Origin of the sequence: Glutamicibacter sp. (genome assembly GCF_035257265.1) — a bacterium.
Classification (GTDB): domain Bacteria; phylum Actinomycetota; class Actinomycetes; order Actinomycetales; family Micrococcaceae; genus Glutamicibacter.
In genome coordinates this window covers 255610-277402 of the sequence record NZ_DATEXC010000038.1, presented here as the reverse complement: position 1 = coordinate 277402, position 21793 = coordinate 255610, and the positions used below count along the sequence as shown (strand labels likewise).

The 21793-nt window shown below is 56.2% G+C and carries 19 protein-coding genes and 1 tRNA gene; 9 read left to right on the top strand and 11 right to left on the bottom strand.

The features are described from left to right. Positions 1 to 6: 6 nt before the first annotated feature. The gene (locus VJ369_RS10105; RefSeq protein WP_105678708.1) at positions 7 to 234 is read right to left on the bottom strand and encodes an RNA-binding S4 domain-containing protein; all 228 of its coding nucleotides are present in this window, start codon (positions 232 to 234) and stop codon (positions 7 to 9) included. A gap of 201 nt (positions 235 to 435) precedes the next feature. Here VJ369_RS10105 and VJ369_RS10100 point away from each other — a divergent pair, with 201 nt between their 5' ends. The 3 genes from VJ369_RS10100 to VJ369_RS10090 all read left to right on the top strand — a co-directional run bounded on the left by VJ369_RS10100 (position 436) and on the right by VJ369_RS10090 (position 3835). Further along, positions 436 to 1821, top strand: a complete 1386-nt coding sequence (locus tag VJ369_RS10100; protein ID WP_096256719.1) for a glycine--tRNA ligase — start codon at positions 436 to 438, stop codon at positions 1819 to 1821. 5 nt (positions 1822 to 1826) lie between these two features. Further along, a complete protein-coding gene (locus tag VJ369_RS10095) occupies positions 1827 to 2753 on the top strand; it encodes a GNAT family N-acetyltransferase (RefSeq protein ID WP_324091939.1) in 927 nt (308 codons plus the stop codon). Between the two features lie 95 nt (positions 2754 to 2848). After that, entirely contained in the window at positions 2849 to 3835 is a 987-nt protein-coding gene (locus VJ369_RS10090; RefSeq protein WP_324091938.1) for a DMT family transporter, read from the top strand. 193 nt (positions 3836 to 4028) lie between these two features. Here VJ369_RS10090 and VJ369_RS10085 read toward each other — a convergent pair whose 3' ends face one another. The 6 genes from VJ369_RS10085 to VJ369_RS10060 all read right to left on the bottom strand — a co-directional run bounded on the left by VJ369_RS10085 (position 4029) and on the right by VJ369_RS10060 (position 10707). Next, positions 4029 to 5018, bottom strand: coding sequence for an ABC transporter substrate-binding protein (locus VJ369_RS10085; protein ID WP_324091937.1), 990 nt, complete (start codon positions 5016 to 5018; stop codon positions 4029 to 4031). Positions 5019 to 5096: 78 nt separating this feature from the next. After that, the gene (locus VJ369_RS10080) at positions 5097 to 5882 is read right to left on the bottom strand and encodes an ABC transporter ATP-binding protein (RefSeq protein WP_414652643.1); all 786 of its coding nucleotides are present in this window, start codon (positions 5880 to 5882) and stop codon (positions 5097 to 5099) included. Positions 5883 to 5980: 98 nt separating this feature from the next. After that, entirely contained in the window at positions 5981 to 7063 is a 1083-nt protein-coding gene (locus VJ369_RS10075) for a FecCD family ABC transporter permease (RefSeq protein ID WP_324091936.1), read from the bottom strand. Continuing rightward, complete coding sequence (locus VJ369_RS10070; RefSeq protein WP_324091935.1) at positions 7060 to 8205, bottom strand: iron chelate uptake ABC transporter family permease subunit; 1146 nt, start codon at positions 8203 to 8205, stop codon at positions 7060 to 7062. Before VJ369_RS10070 ends, VJ369_RS10075 begins: the two co-directional genes overlap by 4 nt. Positions 8206 to 8572: 367 nt before the next feature. Continuing rightward, a complete protein-coding gene (locus tag VJ369_RS10065; RefSeq protein WP_324091934.1) occupies positions 8573 to 10237 on the bottom strand; it encodes a DUF5671 domain-containing protein in 1665 nt (554 codons plus the stop codon). A gap of 2 nt (positions 10238 to 10239) precedes the next feature. Continuing rightward, a complete protein-coding gene (locus VJ369_RS10060) occupies positions 10240 to 10707 on the bottom strand; it encodes a hypothetical protein (RefSeq protein WP_324091933.1) in 468 nt (155 codons plus the stop codon). Between the two features lie 102 nt (positions 10708 to 10809). Here VJ369_RS10060 and dusB point away from each other — a divergent pair, with 102 nt between their 5' ends. The 4 genes from dusB (at position 10810) to VJ369_RS10040 (ending at position 15403) form a co-directional block, all read left to right on the top strand. Next, entirely contained in the window at positions 10810 to 12006 is a 1197-nt protein-coding gene (gene dusB / locus VJ369_RS10055; protein ID WP_324091932.1) for a tRNA dihydrouridine synthase DusB, read from the top strand. Positions 12007 to 12043: 37 nt separating this feature from the next. Further along, entirely contained in the window at positions 12044 to 13327 is a 1284-nt protein-coding gene (locus VJ369_RS10050; protein ID WP_324091931.1) for a deoxyguanosinetriphosphate triphosphohydrolase, read from the top strand. Positions 13328 to 13395: 68 nt separating this feature from the next. Beyond that, complete coding sequence (gene dnaG / locus VJ369_RS10045; RefSeq protein WP_324091930.1) at positions 13396 to 15276, top strand: DNA primase; 1881 nt, start codon at positions 13396 to 13398, stop codon at positions 15274 to 15276. Positions 15277 to 15330: 54 nt separating this feature from the next. After that, positions 15331 to 15403 (top strand) — tRNA-Asn (locus tag VJ369_RS10040). Between the two features lie 118 nt (positions 15404 to 15521). On the opposite strand, the gene VJ369_RS10035 is transcribed toward VJ369_RS10040, so the two are convergent. Continuing rightward, the gene (locus VJ369_RS10035; RefSeq protein ID WP_324091929.1) at positions 15522 to 16676 is read right to left on the bottom strand and encodes an IS1249 family transposase; all 1155 of its coding nucleotides are present in this window, start codon (positions 16674 to 16676) and stop codon (positions 15522 to 15524) included. A 95-nt stretch (positions 16677 to 16771) separates the two neighbouring features. Continuing rightward, positions 16772 to 17620, bottom strand: a complete 849-nt coding sequence (locus VJ369_RS10030; protein ID WP_324091928.1) for a hypothetical protein — start codon at positions 17618 to 17620, stop codon at positions 16772 to 16774. Positions 17621 to 17796: 176 nt separating this feature from the next. Here VJ369_RS10030 and VJ369_RS10025 point away from each other — a divergent pair, with 176 nt between their 5' ends. Together VJ369_RS10025 and VJ369_RS10020 are read left to right on the top strand one after the other, a co-directional pair. Then, a complete protein-coding gene (locus tag VJ369_RS10025; protein WP_324091927.1) occupies positions 17797 to 18114 on the top strand; it encodes a thioredoxin family protein in 318 nt (105 codons plus the stop codon). A 327-nt stretch (positions 18115 to 18441) separates the two neighbouring features. Next, positions 18442 to 19251, top strand: a complete 810-nt coding sequence (locus VJ369_RS10020) for a DUF4352 domain-containing protein (RefSeq protein WP_324091926.1) — start codon at positions 18442 to 18444, stop codon at positions 19249 to 19251. Positions 19252 to 19326: 75 nt separating this feature from the next. On the opposite strand, the gene VJ369_RS10015 is transcribed toward VJ369_RS10020, so the two are convergent. Together VJ369_RS10015 and VJ369_RS10010 are read right to left on the bottom strand one after the other, a co-directional pair. Further along, positions 19327 to 19881 (bottom strand): TetR/AcrR family transcriptional regulator, encoded by a 555-nt coding sequence (locus tag VJ369_RS10015; RefSeq protein ID WP_324091925.1) that lies wholly within the window; start codon positions 19879 to 19881, stop codon positions 19327 to 19329. Next, on the bottom strand, positions 19878 to 21791 hold the full coding sequence (locus tag VJ369_RS10010; RefSeq protein WP_324091924.1) for an MFS transporter: 1914 nt from the start codon (positions 21789 to 21791) through the stop codon (positions 19878 to 19880). Before VJ369_RS10010 ends, VJ369_RS10015 begins: the two co-directional genes overlap by 4 nt. Positions 21792 to 21793: the final 2 nt, after the last annotated feature.

Genomic DNA, 21793 nt, shown 5'->3' with positions numbered 1-21793 from the left:
CGTTAATTATGCGGTTTCAACAACTACAGATTCGCCGCGCACGGAGATGGTGTCTCCATTGCGCATCTGGGCGCCACGACGAGTTTCGATCTTGCCGTTGACCAGCACCTGACCGTCTTCGATTAGCTGTTTGGCGTGAATTCCGTCTTCGGCTAAGGACGCCAGCTTCAGCAGCTGTCCTAGGCGAATGGATTCGTCACGGATCTGGATGGGGAATACCTCGGAATTTGCCATGCTTCCATCATCTCGCATCGAGCAGGGACTGTGAATGCTTTTCAGCCGCGCACCGGCTTTTGTGGCGGATCAAACACGGTACTGGCTGGGTTTGGCCACCCGTGAAGTGTGCGCCCCACGAGACAGACGCGATAGGCTTAAGCGGTATGTGTTTCCTACGGACCGCAACCAGCGGCCTCGTACTTTCCTTTGGAGTTGAAGATGGCGCCACAGTCCAAGCTTGATCAGGTTATTTCCCTCGCGAAACGTCGCGGATTCGTTTTTCAGGCTGGTGAAATTTACGGTGGTTCCCGTTCCGCATGGGATTACGGGCCCCTGGGCACCGAGCTGAAAGAAAACATCAAGCGCGAATGGTGGCAGTCCTTTGTGCGTGGGCGAGAGGACATGGTGGGACTGGACTCGTCCATCATCCTGCCTAAGGCAGTATGGGAAGCCTCCGGCCACGTGAAGACCTTCACCGATCCGCTCATTGAGTGCACCCAGTGCCACAAGCGTCACCGCGAAGATCACCTCATTGAGGCATTCGTTGCGAAGAAGGGCCGCGATCCAAAAGACGGCATGAGCGAAATCGCCTGCCCGGATTGTGGAACTAAAGGCCAGTTCACCGAGCCACAGCAGTTCTCCGGCCTGATGAAGACCTTCTTGGGTCCACTGGATACCGAGGCCGGTATGGCGTACATGCGTCCGGAAACCGCTCAGGGTATCTTTGTGAACTTCGCCAACGTGCTCAACGCGAGCCGCAAAAAGCCACCTTTTGGCATCGGACAGATCGGCAAGGCCTTCCGTAACGAAATTACGCCAGGTAACTTCATCTTCCGCACCCGCGAGTTTGAACAGATGGAAATTGAGTTCTTTACCGCACCAGAAGAAGCCGATGAATGGTTCAAGCACTGGGTGGATGCTTGCTGGGCTTGGTTCTTGGACCTCGGCCTGAACCCAGAAAACCTGCGCCAGTTTGATGTGCCGGAAGATGATCGTGCGCACTACTCTGCCGGCACCATCGACTTCGAGTACCGCTTTGGCTTCCAGGGTTCGGAATGGGGCGAGCTGATGGGCGTCGCCAACCGTACCGATTATGACCTGACTAGCCACAAGGATGCTTCGGGCACCGACCTGTCCTACTTCAACCAGGCCTCCGGCGAACGCTACGTACCATTTGTCATTGAGCCTTCCTTTGGGCTCACCCGTTCCATGATGGCTTTCCTGGTGGATGCGTACACCGAGGACGAGGCACCGAACACCAAGGGCGGCGTGGACAAGCGCACCGTGCTGAAGCTGGACCCGCGTTTGGCTCCGGTCAAGGCCGCTGTGTTGCCACTGTCGCGCAACGAATCGCTGTCGCCTAAGGCTAAGGACCTGGCAGCGGAACTGCGCAAGCGCTGGAATATCGACTTTGATGATGCCGGGGCTATCGGCCGTCGTTACCGCCGTCAGGATGAGATCGGTACTCCGTTCTGCATCACCGTGGACTTCGACACCCTCGAAGACCAGGCAGTGACCATCCGATCACGCGACACCATGGCGCAGGAACGCGTGGCCTTGGACCAGGTTACGACCTACCTATCCGAGCGTCTGAACGGAGCCTAGAGCGCATGAGCGACCTAGAGATCCGTCCCTGGCGTTCGGGCGATGACCTCGAACTGCTGCAGCTCTTTGGTGATCCGCTGTCCCCGCACGCCCATCAGGACCGCACGATGCTGCGTGAGAACAGCGATTCGCCGTTTTCACGCACGTTGGTGGCTACCAGTGAAACGGTAGCCATTGGTGCTGGCGTCATCTTTGCTTCCTCGTTGCACCCGCAGCGTTTGTGGCTTTATGTTGAGGTGGCTCCGGGCCAGCGTCGACAAGGTGTGGGCACTGCTTTGGTGGCACGTTTACGTGAACTGATTCCTGCGGGGCAGAGCACCGAGCTGAAGTCGCGTTACACGGTTACTGCCGGGGATCCGGCAGCCGCAGCACAGGGCTTCTGCAGCGCGCTGGGTTTGGGCGAGATTCAGGTTTCGCGTGATGTGATTGTTGAACCCGGTGCGCTGGCCGAACCGGTGTTTGACACCAATGACCGCGTGATCGAGGACATCGCCACCGGCAGCGTAGAGCTGACCAAACTGGTGATGGACTTCTACAACGCCACCCACCAGTGGGATCCGGCCAAGATGACCTTGGGCTCGGCACAGAAGATGCTGCTCGATGACCGCACCGGTGCCCAAGGGGCCATCGTGTTGCGTGACCGGCCACGTGTTGACGGCGGCAAGATCATGGCATTCGCGATTAGCTACATTCCGGCGCGCGAAGAGTCACCAACCGATGTGTTGGTGGGCTTCAACCCGGAATACAGCGATGATCAGGTTGCCGAGTCGATCCGTGACCTGGTGGCCATGCTGGTGTACCAATACCCGGTCAAGCTCGAAGTCGACTCCTCGATGTTTGTGCTCTCCTCCTTGGTTGATGCACTGGCAAGCGTGGAGCAGGCTACGGTCATTTCGACCACGCATATCCTGGCTAGCGACCACAGTAGCTAAGCCAATCAAAAACGGGACCAATTCATTTGAACTGGTCCCGTTTTTTGTTCTCCCGGCACAAAGTCTGTGTCACACATTTGAGAAAGACGTAAGTAGTGAATCAATCCGCAAGCCCGGCCTTGAGCCCAGGGACGAGACTGGCATATCTGATCATCGCGGTGGCTACCGGGTTGCTGATGCCAATTCAGAGCCGCGTTAATGGCGCCCTGGGAGTGCGATTAGCAGACCCTTTTGCCGCCGCGCTGGTCAGCTTTGTGGTGGGATTGGTGGCTCTAACGCTGATTCATCTGCTGCTGCCTGGTCCGCGTAGGGCCGCACAAACTATTCCGCGGGTGCTTAGGCAACGTCAGTTTCCCTGGTGGTATTTGGCTGCCGGCATGGTCGGTGCATTTGTGGTGGTCAGTCAGTCCACCGCGGTACCCATTGTGGGTGTGGCACTTTTTACGGTGAGCCTGGTGACCGGGCAAACCGTGGGTTCGATGATCGTTGACCGCCTCGGTTTTGGCCCAGCCGGTCCGCGGAAGATCAGTGCGCTTCGAATGATCGGCGCGCTGCTGACGGTGGTAGGCGTTGTCTGGGCGGTCAGTCCGCGCATTGTCACCGACGTTGAGCTGGGGACGTTACTGTTCCCAATGTTTTTCTCATTGATTGTGGGCGTGCTGATGGGCTACCAATCTGCGTCCAACGGAGTCCAAGCTCAGGCTTATGGACACCCGTTGACCGCCACACTCATGAACTTTGTGGTGGGCACGCTCATGCTGGCAATGATCATCCTGATTCGTTTACCCATAGCCTCCACCGAAGGTAGCTTCCCCACTCAGTGGTGGTACTACGTTGGTGGTCTGCTCGGGTGCGTGTTTATCGGTGTCTCAGCATTCATGGTCAGGCATTTGGGTGTGCTGTTTACCGGGCTGTGCATGATCTGCGGCCAGTTGCTCGGATCCCTGTTGCTTGATCTAGTAGTGCCCACCGCCGGTTCGCACATCAGCTTCGCCACCGTGGCCGGAACCGCGCTGACGCTGCTGGCAGTCGCGCTCGCCTCGGTGAGCGGTGGCGGAAGTGCCAAGTTACGCCGCCGCTAGGCGGCCTTTGGCTTCTCAGCTCGGATGAAGTTGGCCGAGTTTTCCGTTCTGGGGGCGAGAGGTTTTTACTTCTTCGATAATGTTTCGTTCCGGCTTGTGCCAGAAACCAGTGGCGATTCCGGAACGGTTCAGCACTGACTCGTTCGGGAACCGCCACTGTATTGATCTCCGCGTAAGTTCGGACCGCTGGCCGTTAGGAGTTCAGCGCCTTGGCATCTTGGAGGATATCGATCAGCTGATCAAACCATTGCACATAACTTCCGTAGGTATAAGGGCGTTTGTCATCCCATTCGACAACTTGTTGAGCTTTTACGGCTGGCAGTGAGGAGAATACCGGATGGTCTTTGACCTGTTCGGCGGTTCCGGAATAGCTCAGCACCACGTCTGCAGGATAATCACCGACCTTTTCCCAACTAAGCGAGGCCCAGGCGCTCTTGTCAGTGGGGCCGGAAATCTCGAATCCGAGGTCTTCTAGCAGGGCAAGCTGACCGATGGTTCTCTGGCCAACATACAGGTCGTCGTAACCGTTGAGTGCAATGATTCTCAGCCCGGGCTTTTGCTCCGCAATCTCACATAGCGTGTTAATCCGATCGGTGAACTCTTTTTTATCTTGAACGGCTGAGGCGGAATTGGTGTCTCCGCCAAGCGCCTTTGCCAGCTCTGCGTAGTCGTCAATGACCGCTTGGATGGGGCGTCCACTGGATTTGATGGGCAGGTATGGCGCAGTGGAAGTGGCTTCTGACTGCACTTTCTCATCCCACCACGTCCAACCCGTACCTTCGGCGTTGCCGTAGCCGATGATCACGTCGGGGTCCAAAGACAGCAGCTTCTCCAGATTAAATTCTGCGTCTTTGCCAATGATAGTCATCTGGCTGACGTCCGCGTTGCCTACCGATAGTCCGCCGTCCTCGGTCAAGCCGTATCCGAAGACCCCTGTTGGACGGACCCCGTAATCCCACAATGCGGCAGCAGAGTAGGAATCGACGACAACCGAATCCGGGGCCTGCTCCAGCGTGGTCGTCTTTTGATAGGAGGAGTCGGTAAATGACCAAGTCTCCTGCGAAGGTGTTGGCGACGGGTCGGCCTGTGCGGAGTTCACACTTTGCGCCCCGCAGCTAGTTAGGCCGCAGAGGGCCGCAAGGCCAAGGGCTGCGAGTAGCTTGACTCGGTTGGAACCAATCATGTTCGGTACTTCTTTCATTTGATGTGATGCGGTGTTTTTGAGACCGCTTGAAGTGCGGCTTGTTTTCCAGGCTGATGCTTATTCCCAGCTGCCGGAGTCGCCCAAGGGGATCACTAGGGGAGTGCGGGAAACGGGATCTTCGATGATCTTGCTGTGAAGCCCGAAGACTTCGTGAATGAGTTCTTCGGTAATAATCTCTCGCGGTGCACCGGCTGCCACGACGTTGCCCTCTTTCATGGCGATTAGATGGCTGGCGTAGCGACAGGCGTGGTTCAGATCGTGGAGTACCGCAACGACGGTGTGCCCGTTGCCGCGGTTGAGCTGCCGGCATAGCTCCATGATCTCTATTTGATGAGCGATATCCAGGTACGTGGTCGGCTCATCGAGAAGCAGCAGTGGAGTCTGCTGCGCGAGCACCATCGCAACCCAGACTCGTTGACGCTGCCCACCGGAAAGTTCATCGACGAGCCTGTGTGAGAGGGAACCGGTTTTGGTGGCCTGCAAGGCCTCCGAAACTGCCTGCTCATCGGCTGCTGACCACTGCGAGAGCAGTTTCTGATGCGGGTATCTGCCGCGCGCAACGAGATCTGCGACGGTGATTCCTTCCGGGGCAATCGAGGTTTGGGGTAGCAATCCCAATCGTTTGGCCACTTCTTTGGCGGCCAACCTGTGGATGGGTTTTCCATCCAGGATCACCTGTCCGGCAACTGGTTTGAGCAGACGCGAAAGCGCGCGCAGAAGCGTTGATTTTCCACAGGCATTTGGCCCAATGATGACGGTGAATGAACCATCGGGAATGTTCACGTCGAGTCCCCGAGAGACAATTCGCTGTTCGTATCCCAGAGTCAGATCGTGCCCATTCAACCGGGAAGTAGCTAAATCCTCATGATTCCCCGTGTTAAGGATGTGTTGGTGACTCTTTACATTCGGCAGATCAGCTTGTATCAATTCACTTGTCTTTCTCAATTTCGTTTCGCTTCCCGGAGCAATAGCCAGATCAAATAAATCCCACCAACGCTGACCGTGATGACACCAACCGGAAGTGGCGTATCAGGGATAGTCCGTTGGGCAATCACATCGCTGAGCAGCAGAAATACTGCGCCCAGAATGGCTGAAGAGCCCAGCTGCACACCCGCGCTGCGAGTTATCCGACGGGCAAGTTGAGGCGCTGCGAGAGCAATAAAAGAAATGGGTCCGGCCGCAGCCGTCGCGAGTGCGGTAAGCCCCACCCCGACAACCATCAGCAGCAGACGGCAGCGTTCAACCCTGATACCTAGGGCGTTGGCAGCGTCGTCTCCCAACTCCAGCATGTGCATTTTCGGAGCCATCATGGCGGCCGCAATAAAAAACACCATGGCTGCGAGCAGCGCAGGCTTTGCCTGTTCCCACCCGATGGCATTCAGCGAGCCCGCACCCCACACGGCGGCAGACATCGCTTCTTCCAGCTCGGAGCGAATAATTAGCCAAGAATTAAACGATGCAAGGAGCGCGCTAAACGCAATTCCGACGATGATTAATCGAAAGCCTTGTGACCCGCGGCGGTAGGCCAGCAAGTAAACCAGCGCCGCAGTGATGAGACCACCGGCTAAGGCTCCGGCAGCGATCTGAAAATACCCTCCGCCGGCCAGAAAAATAACTACCAGAGCGCCGGTGTATGCGCCGGTGTTAAAACCGATGATGTCAGGGCTTCCCAAAGGATTTCGAGTCAGCGATTGGAAAATGGCGCCGCTGGCACCCAAGGCTGCGCCGAGGGCTAGAGCCATGACGACCCGTGGCAGACGCCAAGCGAGCACCACTCGTTCGCTCGCTGCGGTACCACTGCCGAAGATCGTGTTCAGCAGTTCGGTGGCGGTGAAACTAATTTCACCTGTGGCCAAGGACCACAGTGCTAGCACCACGCCGACCACGGCAATCACGACGCCAGCAACCACGGTACGACGCTGCATGCGGATGGAATAGCGGCCCTTGGACGATGCAAGAATAATTTGGCCGGGACCGAAATTGACTCGTTGTACCGGATATTTGATGCTCGGTTCGATGCTCATAGCCCACTAACTTTCTTCCGCCGGACCAGCAAAATTAGTACTGGGGCACCGACAAACGCGGTTACGATGCCTACCTGCAATTCGCCCGGTGGAACCGCTATGCGGCCAATGACGTCCGCAAGCAACAGCAGAACCGGACCCAACGCCAGGCTGTAGATCACGATCCAACGCTGATCTGCACCGACGATCCAACGAGCGATATGCGGAATCATCAAACCAACAAAGCCAATGGGGCCGGCCGCGGCTGTAGCAGCGCCGCACAGCAGGGTAACGGCAACGATGACCGTTATTCGGGTACGTTGCACGTTGCTCCCCAGCGCCTGTGCCAGATCATCACCCAAGGAAATCGCGTTTAACGAACGGGTGCAGAAAAACGCCAGGCAGGTGCCGAGGAGAATAAATGGCAATACCACCAGAACCATCTCCAACGTCCGGTTATTTAATGTCCCAGCGCCCCAATATCTCATTCGGTCGAAGGCCTCTGGGTTGAGTAAGGTAATGCCGCTGGAGACACCGCCCAGTACCGCTCCAAGTGCGACTCCCGCAAGTGTCAGCTTAATCGGGGTAGCTCCTGCGCGGCCGCGGGAACTGATCAGATACACCAGCAGCGTGGAGATGATTGCTCCGCCAAATGAGAACCAAATGTAATCGGTGATATTCACGAGTCCGAAGACGGCAACGGCGATAACCACTGCGAATGCGGCTCCAGCGTTAACTCCAAGAATCCCGGGGTCGGCAAGGGGGTTGCGGGTCAGTGCCTGAATTAGAGCGCCTGCAACAGCCAGCGCCAATCCGGTCAAGAGTCCAATCAGAGTTCGAGGGACTCTCAAATCGTTGACTATGACCATATTTTCTGGCGTCCCGATGCCGCGAATGCTGTTGAAAACATCCACGGGGGCAATCCATTTGGCTCCGACTGCGAGCGACAGAACTACACAGAAGCTAAGGGCCAGCATCGCCACGACGAATCCAAGCATGCGCTTTGCATTGCTGGTGGCTAGGCCGGCATATTTTGGTTCTGGATCAGTTTCGGGGGCACTGAAAGGTTCCGAACGTGACGGATCGTCTATGGCGCTCAGTGGAGTTGGGCCTTCGTCTTGGCTCGTCAGAGGGCCACTGGAGATCTGCAGTTGAGTGCGCATCGAGCCTCATTTGGTAAGGTTATGCTCACCTATTTAGTGGCACAAAAGCACACGATATCATCTCTTTATTATTTTTATGTCACGATTACGGCCGTCAGACCAAGTCCTACGAATTTATTGGTCGGAATTTTACGGATGGTGTACACAGTCCCAGCAAGCGGCGTAGGGACGCCCGTACCAGAAATGTGCCCCACGATTCCTTGTTTTAGCGGCTTGTCCACCGTGTCAACTCTAGGAAAAGTCCGAAAATGCCAACACCTTCCTCGCGGGTGGAAAGGGAAAGGCCAGCTGGAGAAAACGAAACCCGCCATCGCAGCCTTATGAGGGCGATGGCGGGTGGTCGTCAGGAGAAAACCTTGATGAAATTTTATTCAGCTAGAACCGGCGGCGAGGCAAGGGAGATGAATTCAGTGTCGCCAGAGGTGCTAATCACTGCCATCAAACCGGAGGGTTCGGTAGTGAGCGATGTGGAGATCTCGGAAATCAACTCCAGTAATTTCTCTTTTTCAGGTGGCTGGCCGACCGCCGGAATCCAGTGAAGTTGTGTGGAATGCAATTTTAGAAGTTCATCCAGTAGTAGCTCGCAGCCATATGGCGAAACAATCATCAAGGTTTTTACTGGCGTTGGCGCCGCGGACACTGGAGGGATCGTCGGCGCTTCGGCAGCCATGCGTACGCGGTCCGCGCGCCACAGTACAAAGTGATATGCGGCCACGGCCGCGGTGGCTATCAGCCAGCCAAAAGGCGCCCGGATCACGTCGAGCAAGCTTCCCGAACCGGTGGTGACTAACAAGAATTCAAACACCCGATAAGCGATCACCAGCAGCGAAATCAATGCGACTACCGCGCTGACTCCGAAGAACAGCACCAGATAAATACGCCGGTTTGCGGGGTCTGACGCTCGCTGAGGGCGGAAGAAATATACCCATGCAGCGCCGCCGATAAGCAACAATCCAAGACCGTAGCGCAACACGCTGGTTGAACCGGCAGTCGCATAGCCGCCGCCGAGGCCCGCCAGAAGCGCATTGATCACCATGCCAAGCCCACTGGCCCCGATCGCAAGTGCTCCGCCACTGATCAGCTGGCGCGCAGCCTCGGCGACATGGGCAGGGCGCGATGCACTCTTTGCGTGGTGATAAAGCCAGGTCATAGAACCCACCAAGACCGCGGAAAGCAAGAGCGGTGCTTGGCTTTCGAGATCAGCGGCGGCACCGTCTGCTGCGCCAGGTAGGGGAAGGAGCAACCCGAGCAACACTGCGGCACTAAACAGGGTGATTACGCCAGGGATCGCAACACAAAGCAGAATAAATAGGAAATTTGTGAAGTCATCGACCATCCGGTGCACGCGGCGAACGATCCACTGCCACCACCACAACACGCCTGCGCCCACGGCCCATACCGCGGCGCTCAGAAGGCCAGGCAATGCCGAGGCCGGACCAATCAATGTTGGCTGCGGGGTAATGAGTTCAACTAAGGCTAACTGCAGCAGGGTCACCGCTGAGATAGCAAATAACACCAGGGCAAAAGCTGCCGCTAATGCTCCCGGAAGTGAGGGTATTTGTGTCGGCGCATATGTGGGGCTCTTGAGGATCCGGTATTGCCAGATGAAAATCAGGCCCCAGCCCAGCGCGGCCCCTAGCATTGGTTGCCAGTCGGTGGCCCGCGTCGGATCGATGAGCTCGGAGAATAAACGCAGCAAGGACACTGCGGACATAGCCAAGGCGATCAAGTAGACCGCCGCGGCCTGTATGGTCCAAATTGCCGAATCGGCAGGTTGCAACGTAGGCAGTTTATGTTTCAGCTGACCCCAAAGGAACCACACTAAAGGTCCTGCGATGAGCGTGAATGACAGGCCAACCGCTATTTCTGAAGACCCTGGATAGGTGGGGACAAAACCTCGAAGAGCCATCGTAATCAAGGTGGACAGTCCCGACCCAAGCACCATGAGCACAATGAATAGCAGTCCATGCAAGATGAGTTGGCGCAGGCTGGTGACGGCCGGATTCGACCGTGGGCTAGATAGTGTACTCATGATCAGTACCCGATCATTTCTTTGTCGGTGCAAAGATTAACTTGCCAAGGTGCTGTCTGGATTTTCCATTCGTCCGCGGATTTTCTCAGTTCGAAGGTTTCTGGGTAACTGCCGATCCCGAAGATTGAATCAAAGGCACCGGGGTTGTCCACAAAATTCACGGTAACCACCGCTTGATTACCAGTGATCACCGTACCGAGCAGGTCAACGTTGAGATCTTGGCTCTCGGCAGTGTACGCATCACAGAGCTGAGTCACCGCAGTATTCGCTACGTAGCCCTTGGCCTCTGCGATATCACCGTCGGCAATGGCCATGACATATCGCTGGATGACCCCCTGCGCGGTATTCGGTGGAAGTAATGGCGCGGTCGGCCGCATCGCAACCGAGATTAATGCGGCTATAACCAACGCCACACATAGCGCGCCGAGACCCGCCAAGACCCAGCGCACTAGTGAAAAATTACTTGTCATACCCTAATTTTGCCTTTTGCCTGATGAATAAACCAGCTGTGAAACGTACCGAATTGATAAAGATCTCACCCGCGATTTGCGCATATTTGAGATACTGGTTTAGTGACGATTCTTTCTCCCACCCAAACTAGTACGTCGACCGACGTTCCGACTCTCGAATTGCCTCCATTGCAATTGGGCAAGCACACCATTGAAACACCGGTGATCTTGGCTCCGATGGCAGGCATTACCAACCGGGCGTTCCGTCGACTGTGCCGTGAATACGGTGGTGGCGTGTATGTCACCGAAATGGTGACCGCGCGCGCTTTGGTAGAACGTAATACCGAATCGATGCGCATCATTTCCCACGATCCAGATGAAGACTTCCGATCCATCCAGATTTACGGGGTAGATCCGAATACCGTCCGTGCCGCAGTGCGCATGGTCATCGATGAAGACCGAGCAGATCACATTGACCTGAATTTCGGTTGTCCGGTGCCAAAGGTAACCCGTAAGGGAGGCGGAGCGGCGCTGCCGTGGAAAACGGACCTGTTCACCTCCATCATTGAGGCTGCAACCTCGGAGGCAGCCAAGGGCGAGGTGCCGCTGACCATCAAGATGCGCAAGGGTATCGACGATGATCACCTGACGTATATCGAGTCGGCCAAGATCGCTCGCGACCACGGCGCCGCCGCGGTGACCCTGCACGCGCGCACCTCGCGTCAGTACTATGCGGGCAAGGCTGATTGGGATTCCATCACCACCCTGCGTGAGGCCATGCCAGATATGCCTATCTTGGGCAATGGAGATATTTTTAGCGCCGAAGACGCGATTGAAATGGTCGAGCAGACCGGCGTAGACGGAGTGGTTATTGGCCGTGGCTGCCAGGGCCGTCCGTGGCTCTTTGGTGACCTGCAGGCAGCCTTCGAAGGCCGCGCCGATCGGTTCCGCCCTGGAGTGCGTGAGGTCGCCGATACCGTGTACCGCCATGGTGAGCTGCTGGCCGAATTCTTTGAAGATGAAGGCAAGGGGATGCGAGATATCCGCAAGCACATCGCCTGGTACTTCAAGGGTTACCCGGTGGGCGGCGACATTCGCTCACAGCTGGCCCAGGTGCCTTCCCTGGAACGACTGCGGGAACTACTGAATGAACTCGATCTCGATCTGGGATACCCGGGTACGGCCGCAGAAGGAACTCGGGGCCGCGCCGGAACGCCGAAGAAAACCCACCTGCCCGACGGATGGCTGTCCACCCGGGAGATGAGTGATGAGCACCGAGTGATGATTAAAGCCGCCGAGTTAGACATCTCCGGTGGATAAGTCAGCGAGTGGCTCAAAAGGTCACTAGACTCGTTATATGACCCAGATCAACGGATATACCGAAGCTGATCAGGAACGTTGGGTACCCGAGCCGGCTAAGAAGTCGTATCGCACCGCGTTCGCACGTGATCGCGCTCGGGTTTTGCACTCCTCGGCGCTACGCCGGCTGGGCGCCAAGACCCAAGTGGTCTCTCCGACGCTCAACGATTTTGTGCGCACCCGGCTGACTCACTCCTTGGAAGTAGCGCAGGTGGGACGCGAACTCGGAGCGGCCTTGGGCTGCGATCCAGACATCGTTGATACCGCCTGTCTTGCCCATGACCTGGGGCACCCGCCCTTCGGACATAACGGTGAAAAAGCATTAAATAAACTGGCCAAAGACATTGGCGGTTTTGAAGGCAACGCGCAGACTCTGCGTTTGCTGACCCGCTTGGAAACAAAAACTTTTCGGCACAACGGCCACTCGGCAGGATTAAATTTGTCACGGGCGGCCTTGGATGCGTCGTGTAAATACCCGTGGTTACGTGAAGAAGCCCCGCTGCGTAATGGGAAGCAGACCAAGAAGTTCGGTGTGTATACCGATGACCAACCGGTGTTTGACTGGTTGCGCAGCGGACCGGATTCGGTGGCTGGACGAGTTTGCATGGAAGGCCAAGTGATGGACTTGGCCGATGATATTTCTTATTCGGTCCACGACGTAGAAGATGCGATTGTCGGCGGACGTTTTCAGTTGCGTTGGCTGTTGGAATCCTCGGTGCGTGACCGTGCGTTGCAGGTGACCAAGGATTGGTACCTGCCCACCACGGATGAGGCGGATATCGATGCGGCGCTGGCACGGCTGGAAGCTTCGGCAGAGTGGGTTTCGCATGCCGATGGTTCGCGCCGGGCGCGGGCCGCGCTCAAAGACATGACCAGCCAATTTATTGGTCGGTTCTGCCAAGCAGCGATGGATGCCACGCGCAGCGAGTATGGGCAGGGAAACCTCACCCGTTACAACGCGCAGCTGATCGTCCCAGAGGAGACCGAACACGAGATTGCGGTGATGAAAGGGATTGCCGCAAACTTTGTGATGACTAAAGAAGAGCTTCAGCCGATGTATTTGGAACAACGGCAGATACTGACTGATCTCGTGGATCTATTGTCAGATAATGAAGATAAATACCTCGAACCGATCTTCGCGGCGGATTACAAGGATGCCGCGAATGAACAGGGACGCTTGCGTGTGGTCATCGATCAGGTAGCCTCACTGACCGACGCTTCGGCGTTGGAATGGCATGCGTCGCTGGTCAAGGGCGAAAGTTACGAACCAAAGCTTTTCTAGGCTGAGCTTCATGCACAGCCCGTGACGCGCTCGGTCAATGCCGAACGCAACTTCTTAGAATGGGAATCATGGCAGGGCTGATTAAACGAGAAGACATCGACGAGGTGCGTAACCGCATCGACCTCCGTGAGGTCGTCGAATCCTACGTCACGCTCAAATCTGCGGGCGTGGGTTCCTATAAAGGACTGTGCCCGTTCCACGACGAACGCAGTCCGTCCTTCCACATTCGTCCCCAGCTGGGAACCTTTCACTGCTTTGGCTGTGGTGAGTCGGGGGACGTATTCGCGTTCATTCAGAAGATGGATCATTCGTCTTTCTCCGAAACCGTCGAGTCGCTGGCGGCTCGTATCAACTACGAACTGCACTACGAAGACGGAGGCTCCGGGCCGCGCCGCGAAGACTACGGCAAGCGTCAGCGTCTGGTCGATGCGCACAAGGTGGCCGAGGAATTCTTCCAGACCCAGCTGGCCTCCGAAGAGGCTCAGAGCGCCCGTGACTTCCTGAGCGGGCGCGGTTTTGAACCCCAGGCTGCCGCGGACTTCTCCGTCGGATATGCACCTAAGGGTTGGGACGCATTGCTCAAGCACCTGCGTGCCCAGGGCTTCGTTGACGAGGAACTGAAACTAACGGGCATGTTCGCAGAAGGCAATCGCGGAATTTATGACCGTTTCCGTGGGCGTTTAGTGTGGCCCATCCGTGACCTGTCCGGAGCCACCATCGGCTTTGGCGCACGTAAACTATACGACGATGATCAGGGACCTAAATATCTGAACACCCCTGAAACACAGCTGTATAAGAAGTCTCAAGTCCTTTATGGTCTGGATCTGGCAAAGAAACAGATTTCCAAGACCAGACAGATCGTGGTGGTTGAAGGGTACACGGACGTGATGGCTTGCCATCTTGCGGGCATCACCACGGCGGTCGCTACCTGTGGCACGGCCTTTGGCACCGATCACATAAAAATTGCCAGAAGACTCTTGCAAGATGATGGCACCGGTGGTGAAGTCATTTTCACCTTTGACGGTGACGCCGCCGGACAGAAGGCAGCATTGCGTGCCTTCGACGAAGACCAGCGTTTTATCGCGCAGACCTATGTGTGCGTGGAGCCAAATGGCGCAGACCCCTGCGATCTGCGTTTGCATCGGGGTGATGAGGCGGTCCGCGAACTCATAGAACTTAAGCGCCCGCTCTTTGAATTTGCGATACGTGCTGAGCTGAAGAAGTTCAATCTGAACACCGTCGAGGGACGCGTGCAGGCCTTGCGGCAGACCGCGCCCATTGTTGCGCAAATTCGTGATTCATCGATCCGCCCGGCCTACGCGAGGGAACTCGCCGGCTGGTTGGGAATGAACAACGAAGACGTCAACCGCTCGGTAGCGGCTTCCATCAAACGCGCCCGGCTGCCCAAAAATACTCCACCAGATACACGAGGTAACCAGAGCGAGGGGCAAGCGCAACAAGCATCGGCTAACGCTTTTGAGCGCCCCGATAGCCGCGACCCGGTCATGCGATTAGAACGCCAGGCGCTGGAAGTCGTAATTCAGCAGCCACACCGGCTCAACGAAGAACAGTGGCAGGCTTTTTACGAGGCTCGTTTCATGGCACCAGTGCATGCAGCAGTGCATGACGGCATCGTGGCAGCCAGCGCTGCCGGAGCCTCTGCTTCCTCATGGGTTGAAGTCATTCGTGATGAGGTTCCCGAGCAGCTGCGTTCCTACGTCTCCGAGGTCGCGGTGACGAGCATTCCCGCATCGGATGAACACAACCTTGCGCGCTATTGCTCCGACATCATCAATGGCCTGATTGAGCTTCAAATCACACACCGCAAGGCGGAGCTTATTGGGCGCTTGCAGCGTGCCGAAATGGAGCCCGAGGGTGAGGAATACGCCCAGATCAACAGGGAACTAATGGAACTTGAAATGCGCCGACGCATACTGCGGGGCACCTAAGCATCTGGTTTTGGTTTTTAGTTGAGCTTCGGGTAAAGTTATATCTCGTTGCATTCCTCCATAGCTCAATTGGCAGAGCATTCGACTGTTAATCGAAGGGTTACTGGTTCAAGTCCAGTTGGAGGAGCTTACGAAGTCCCGATCCGCACTGCGGATCGGGACTTTTCACATCTGGAAGCGAGTATTGGATCCTGGATCCGGGTTAAGTCCCAAAATGTGTGTATGGAACTCAAGTCATAAAGATGTCATCTGTTCCCAGACCATCCTTTTTGGACTCCGTTACCGTCTTCCCAACTGAAATGCTGGCCATACAGTTCCGGCCCGAGGTCTTCTTCTACCACCGCTTTGGGAACCCGTTTCCTGGACCAGTGTTTCGGCTCGACGAAGCTCCACGGGTCTTTGGGATTCTCAGCTCGTTGATACAAATGCCAACTCACTAAGGCCATCGCATGCTTCGGTTTCAACCCTCGGTGCAGCCTTAAATGATCCTTGATGCCGGCGTTGATGCCGCCTTCCAACGGGCTGGTGGTGCGTGGAAGCTTTTCGTCTTTCGTAGCCATGCTCAAGTAGGTGAACAACTGCTTTTTCTTCAATAGACCGTGGATCAGCGAATCGGCCCGGCGTAGCCTCAGGTGCGTGTACCACCATGTCTGATTTGCGCTCACGTGCGAGGGCCTGTGGCCAATATTTTCTGTGGCGTAGGTGCGGGCTTTGAGTGTCTGCTCGTGCATGGCCCGCCATGCTAAGAACTGTTCTTCCCATTTTTGTGCTTGCGTCAGGTCAGTGATGTCCTTGAGCGCTTTGATCAGGGTAAGTAATTGCTGACCTGGGATGGTGCGTGGATTGCGGGTGAGGTGCTTATGGATGTTCTGGCGAATATGGAAGTGGCAGCGTTGAATTTTTGTCTCTGGCCACAATGATCTGATCACCGGTTCTAGTGAGCCGTGCCCATCGACGACGACGCGGTCTGGTGCGGGGATCCGTTGGAGCATGAGCGTCCAGGACGCGTACTTTTCGCGGTCGCAGAACTGCCAGTCGGTGATGTGTTCTCCGTTGTAGGCAGTGAGGGCGCAGAAGCCGTTGAAGTAGGTTCCGTCGAGCATCAGGTAGCGGTGTTTTTCGCCCGTAGCTTCGAGTCTGGGGCGCAGGTTCCAGCACCAGTTGGTGTTGCGGAAGAACGTGGAGCGGGCGGTGCCGGTTTCCTTGACTGAGAGCTTTCCGGTGGCCCATTGGTGGAAGGACTCGAACTGGGCTTTGGCGGTGATGTCTGGGCGGGATACTGTGCTGGACGCGCCGCAGTTTTTGCATCGCCATCGGGTGCGTCCAGCGCTGGTTTTCCCGTTTTTTACTTGTTTGTTTCCGCATACATCGCAGAGGGGTTGATTCGCAACTTTTGCCACGGTACATGCTTTCAAAGCATGTGTTGGTGGTGTTAGTCCTAGTGGTTAGTTGTTTTGAGGGGTTTCTGTACACACTTTTTGGCACTTAACCCGGATTAGCTGCCGAGTTTTTCTCGGAGCCTTGGAGCTTCCCACAGTCTGCGGGACTCCAAATACCAGAAGTAGCTAAACAGGCCGATTTCGTACCATTCGACAATAAATAACGCCTGGGCTATCGATAAAGCATTGAGCACAAACCAGCCTATGATGCCTAACGCCATCAGGATCAGCAGCACCGCATAATGTATCGGGCGTCCGCCGCTGGTATCTACCGTGCAGAGGTCTTCGCGTCCCAGATGGCTGGCAATCGCTACGCCCATGCTGAGGATCAGCAACAAGGCTGCGGCGTAATGAACTCCAGCAAAGTCCGTGCCTTCTATGCTTCGCCAAAACAGCAAGCCGATAAATGCAACGAGTGCCACGGTGCTCGATACGCTCAGAATCGTACTAAGTCTGCTCGTGTGTAAAGCGCGTGGAGTCCACTTTTTGGTTTTCCATTCAAGCCAGACAAACACCGCCGATACGACTAAGACCGCAACTACCGAGATCTGCACGGACCGAATGAGCTGAATTTGCGCAGATGAGCTTAATGCCGACAGCGTTTGGCCGAGTCTGGTCGGTACTAGCGCTACAAAGATTGCGTAGAATCCGGCGAGGTTCAGTGCGTAGTCTTCTAGCGGGGCGCCCTTATAGACCACCAGCAGAACTGCGGTGGAAACGAGCATCGCTACAAAGAGATCTCGGCTCGGACCCAAATAATAGGAACTAATCGAGTCTTCGACCTTCCCGTTTAGCAGACCATAAATCACGATGGCCACCATGAGCAGCAGTGGCACCACCAGCAGGGCCAGCCTGACATAGCGTAGAGTGTCTCGGCCATAGAGGATTTCGTCGGTGCTACTCATACCTGAATTCTGCAACAGACACCGCGTAGGCTCGGAATTGTTTGCAGCTCAGCGTGTCGTCGTGGCGATTGGGTGCGGCTATTGCGGTGTCAGGAATCAACTTCCAGCCCATCGGTGACGGCAGAGGGACTCAGTAACTAGTTATCCACCAAGGACTTTTCGAGGAAGATAAATCTTTGCGCATCCAATTGCTGGTCATTGAAGACTGTCCGAATTCCGCCGTGGCATCTAACCGCCTTGAGACAGCGCTCGAATTACTAGGAATTGGTGGAGTGCTGGTGGAGCATCGGGTGATGAAAACGTGCGCAGATGTGCGTGGCACCGAATTCGCCGGATCTCCGACGATTGCCGTCGATAGTCTAGACCTTTTCCCAGGTGCACCCACCGAAGAGCTATCCTGCCGTGTCTATTCGACCCCGCTTGGTCTGCAAGGTGCACCAACAATTGAACAATTGACCGCCGCATTCGCCTCCCGCGGACTGGGAAAGCGCTAGCGACGGTGGTGCTGTACGTTGCTTAACGCGGCTGGGCGCATTCCATAAAGTATTCACCGGCGGCAGCGTTGATGCCGACGCCACCAGCGCGGCTTCTCAACTCGTACGGCGTTGACTCCTGGCCCATATTGCCGTGGTCAGCGGGTAATTTCTTAGCGGCGCATCATCAAGCGTCTGGTCTTTTAAAGTACGCGTACGCTAAAGTGTCGGAGCTTGACCGTAACGTCATTGATGGATCAACCAAGATTCAAATCGTCTCACGACCATGGGGTAGTGAGCGGTTCACCTCAACGCTTTTCTCAGCGTTGCCATCACTTGAGGAAATTCATGACTGTTGGAACTCCATTGGAGCCCGCACCGCACTCGCCGGTCCCGCCCGCTAAATCCTCCGCAGGTAAAGGTCTAGGCATTGCTGCCCTGGTCATCGCTATCGTTGCTCTGACCCTGTGCTGGGTCCCGATTGTAAATAACTTTGCCGCGGTACTCGGTTTTGTCGCCCTCATCTTGGGCATTGTTTCACTGGTCATCGCCGCCAAGCGCCGCGGCAGCAAAGGACTGGGTATTGCTTCAAGCATGATCGCTATCGTGGCAATCATTCTGGTATTTGTTACACAAGCCGTGTACGTCAAGGCTATAGATGGTGTTTCAGCAGCCATTGAAGATGCTGCGGATGGTGAAGTCGCGGCCCCAGAGAAGGTTATCGAGCAGGCAGCGGATGAGGCCGCCGTGCTCAAGGTGGGCGAGGCAACAACGATTGGCGAATATTCTGTCAACGTGAGTGCGGTCAACCTGAAAGCTGACGCGGCAATCGCCAAGGCGAATCCGTATAACGACAAAGCTGAGGGACGCTACGTTCTGGTAGATCTTTCGGTGGTCTACAACGGGGACGAAGAGGGCGACGCGTGGATTGATCTGCAGCCAGAACTTGTGGGCGCCGATTCGCGTATCTATAGCACGACCACCTCCATGGCGATCCCTGCAAAGCCAGCCACGGACGTTCCGACCCTGACAAAAGGCGGCAAAGGCGTCTACCAGGTTGTCTTCGACGTGCCTGAAAAGGCACTGAACGACGCAAAGATTCGCGTCACCGAGAGCCTGTCATTTGATGATGCTTCAGGGCTTTGGGCCACCACGTAATCTAGCGCCATCTGCTCAAAAGCACGGGCCAGGCCACACGGACTTTTCGTGTGGCCTGGCCTATTTCTTTCTGTATTAGACTGCAGTAGCTGCTCTATCGATGTGGATCTGCACAGCGGATGCGTACTGCTCAACCACATCATCAGAATCAAATTCTTCGGCAGGGAAATATCCCAACACCCGGAGCCCTTCGGCCAACCCGAGCAGTTGACAGGCCACAGCGGAGGCATGACGACGGTCTTCAGTGGTATCCCCAATAATATGAGCGACCCCATTGAGGTACTTTTCACGCAACTCTTGTTGCGTGATTTTCGGGGTAGGGGATTGCCGGATCCGAGGAACTAACGTTTGCCACGGATCAATAACGTCATCCTCGCGGCGATTCAGGATCTGTTGCACCATGGCCCGGCCAAGTCTTTCGCGCGGGAGATCCAAATCCGCGAGTGGGACCGTGACCGTGCTAGCGACCGTATATAACTCCGCTTTGGAGCCAAAAAGCTTGATCACCAACGCGGGGGAGACTTCGGCGATTTCGGCGATCTCGCGCACGGTGACATCGTGGAATCCGCGTTCGCCAAAGAGTTCAGCGGCGGTTTTGCGAATTCGTGCCCGCCCGTTGTCCGTGCTCATGCGGGGAGCTCGATATCAACCCGTTCGGTTCGGGCACGCAAAATGACCTTGACTGACGCCGCTGTCTCGGTCTGCGGTGAAGCTGCCGTCAGCACATAGGTACCGACCGGAGGAAGATCCAAGGTGTATCCGCCTAGATCATCGGTGTGAGTCGCAGCAATGAAGTCACCGGCACCCGCACTGAGGCTTACCAGCGCACCGGCCACTGCGGTTTCACCGGAAGCTACCACGCCACTGAGCGAGAGCATATGGTGCAGTTCAATGTCATGTTCCGTGATGCCTTCGGAGAAGGTTACTAAATGGGAGCTGGGGACCCACCCTGCGGCGTTGGCGACCACTACGTAACGGCCAGGTCCAGGCAGTACCGCGCTAAATTGACCTTCATGGTCGGTACGAGCCCAGTCACCAGGTACTCCATCCTCGCGGACAAAAGTCACGATGGCTGGTTGTTGGGATCCGGGGCGGGTAGTCATTATGACCCGGCCATGAACCATGGTCTCTTCGACATTGATCTTAGTTTTAGGCGCTGGGCTGCTGCTAGGGATGAATAGCGCAATACCGATGCCGATGATTGCGGCCAACGCAGCGAGCCAGAAGGACAAGTGCATTGCGTTGAGCGACGGCAGGGGAACGCCGTTGTACTCAACGACCATCGTGGCAAGGATTAGTCCGGTCAAGGCGCTGGCTACTGTGGTGCCTAGCGAGCGGATCAGTGCGTTAACGCCGTTGGCGGAGGCAGTCTCGGTAATTGGCACCGCACTCATGATCAGTGTAGGCATCGCCGCGTAGGAGAACGCTACGCCAACGTTGACCAGTGTGGCTCCCACAATGATCTGCCACACTGCATCATCGAGGAAGACTCTGGCAATGTAGGTTAACGCCATGATGGCGCCACCAAAGATAATGGTGGGTTTGCCGCCCCAGCGGTTGAGCATGGCACCGGCCGCGCCGGAAAGCGCAACCATAGCCAGGCCTGAGGGCACCATGGCCAAACCTGCAACTAGTACCGAGAGGCCAAAGCCGTAACCCGTTTGTTCGGGAATCTGTAGCTGCTGAGTAGTGATGAGCATGTTAACGAACATCGCTACGCAGAGGAAAAATGAGGAGACGTTGGTCAGCAATACGGGACGTTTGACGGCTGTGCGCAGATCAATCATGGGTTGGTTGACCCGCAACTGCAATGGAATCCAGCCTGCAAGCAATGCGAGCGAAAGGGCAAAGAGACCCAGCGTGAGCGGGTTGGCCCATCCCCAGCTGGCACCCTTGGAAATTGCGAGCAATGCGGCGGTCAAAAGAACTGAAAGCACCAGTGCGCCGGCGATGTCGAAACGACCCGGTGTGGTGATCTTTGATTCTTTGACCAGTAGCAGCACGCCCACGAGGAAGACCAGCCCCAGTGCAGCAGAAACCCAGAACAGAGATTCCCAGCCATAAGCGTTATAAAGTAAGCCCGACATTGGCATGCCTAAGGCCGAACCGATGCCCAGGGTTGCACTCATCAGCGCCACGGCTGAGGCTACTTTTTCCTTGGGAAGTTCATCGCGCAGTACTGAGATTCCGACGGGTATCAGGGAGGAGGCAAATCCCTGCATTGCGCGGCCCGCGATCAGTGCGCCGAAACTTCCTCCAATTGCTGCCACCAGCGAGCCCGCGGTCATCACGGCCAGCGCCAGTATCAGCATCTTGCGTTTGCCGTACATGTCGGCCATGCGTGAGATGACCGGGGTGAAAATTGCGGCGCTGAGCAGTGTAGCGGTGACCAGCCACGATGAGTCTTCTGCGGAGACACCGAGGATCACCGGAAAATCCGGTAGCAGCGGAACAACAAGGGTTTGCTGGAGTGCCACGACCATTCCGCAGAGGGCCAGGACAGTGGTGGTAGCCCATGAAGGGACGGAACGAATCGGCACGG

Coding starts and splice junctions, on each gene's coding strand:
- VJ369_RS10105 (WP_105678708.1), bottom strand. CDS start 234: ATGGCAAATTCCGAGGTATTCCCCATCCAGATCCGTGACGAATCCATT.
- VJ369_RS10100 (WP_096256719.1), top strand. CDS start 436: ATGGCGCCACAGTCCAAGCTTGATCAGGTTATTTCCCTCGCGAAACGT.
- VJ369_RS10095 (WP_324091939.1), top strand. CDS start 1,827: ATGAGCGACCTAGAGATCCGTCCCTGGCGTTCGGGCGATGACCTCGAA.
- VJ369_RS10085 (WP_324091937.1), bottom strand. CDS start 5,018: ATGATTGGTTCCAACCGAGTCAAGCTACTCGCAGCCCTTGGCCTTGCG.
- VJ369_RS10075 (WP_324091936.1), bottom strand. CDS start 7,063: ATGAGCATCGAACCGAGCATCAAATATCCGGTACAACGAGTCAATTTC.
- VJ369_RS10070 (WP_324091935.1), bottom strand. CDS start 8,205: ATGCGCACTCAACTGCAGATCTCCAGTGGCCCTCTGACGAGCCAAGAC.
- VJ369_RS10065 (WP_324091934.1), bottom strand. CDS start 10,237: ATGAGTACACTATCTAGCCCACGGTCGAATCCGGCCGTCACCAGCCTG.
- VJ369_RS10060 (WP_324091933.1), bottom strand. CDS start 10,707: ATGACAAGTAATTTTTCACTAGTGCGCTGGGTCTTGGCGGGTCTCGGC.
- VJ369_RS10050 (WP_324091931.1), top strand. CDS start 12,044: ATGACCCAGATCAACGGATATACCGAAGCTGATCAGGAACGTTGGGTA.
- dnaG (WP_324091930.1), top strand. CDS start 13,396: ATGGCAGGGCTGATTAAACGAGAAGACATCGACGAGGTGCGTAACCGC.
- VJ369_RS10030 (WP_324091928.1), bottom strand. CDS start 17,620: ATGAGTAGCACCGACGAAATCCTCTATGGCCGAGACACTCTACGCTAT.
- VJ369_RS10020 (WP_324091926.1), top strand. CDS start 18,442: ATGACTGTTGGAACTCCATTGGAGCCCGCACCGCACTCGCCGGTCCCG.
- VJ369_RS10015 (WP_324091925.1), bottom strand. CDS start 19,881: ATGAGCACGGACAACGGGCGGGCACGAATTCGCAAAACCGCCGCTGAA.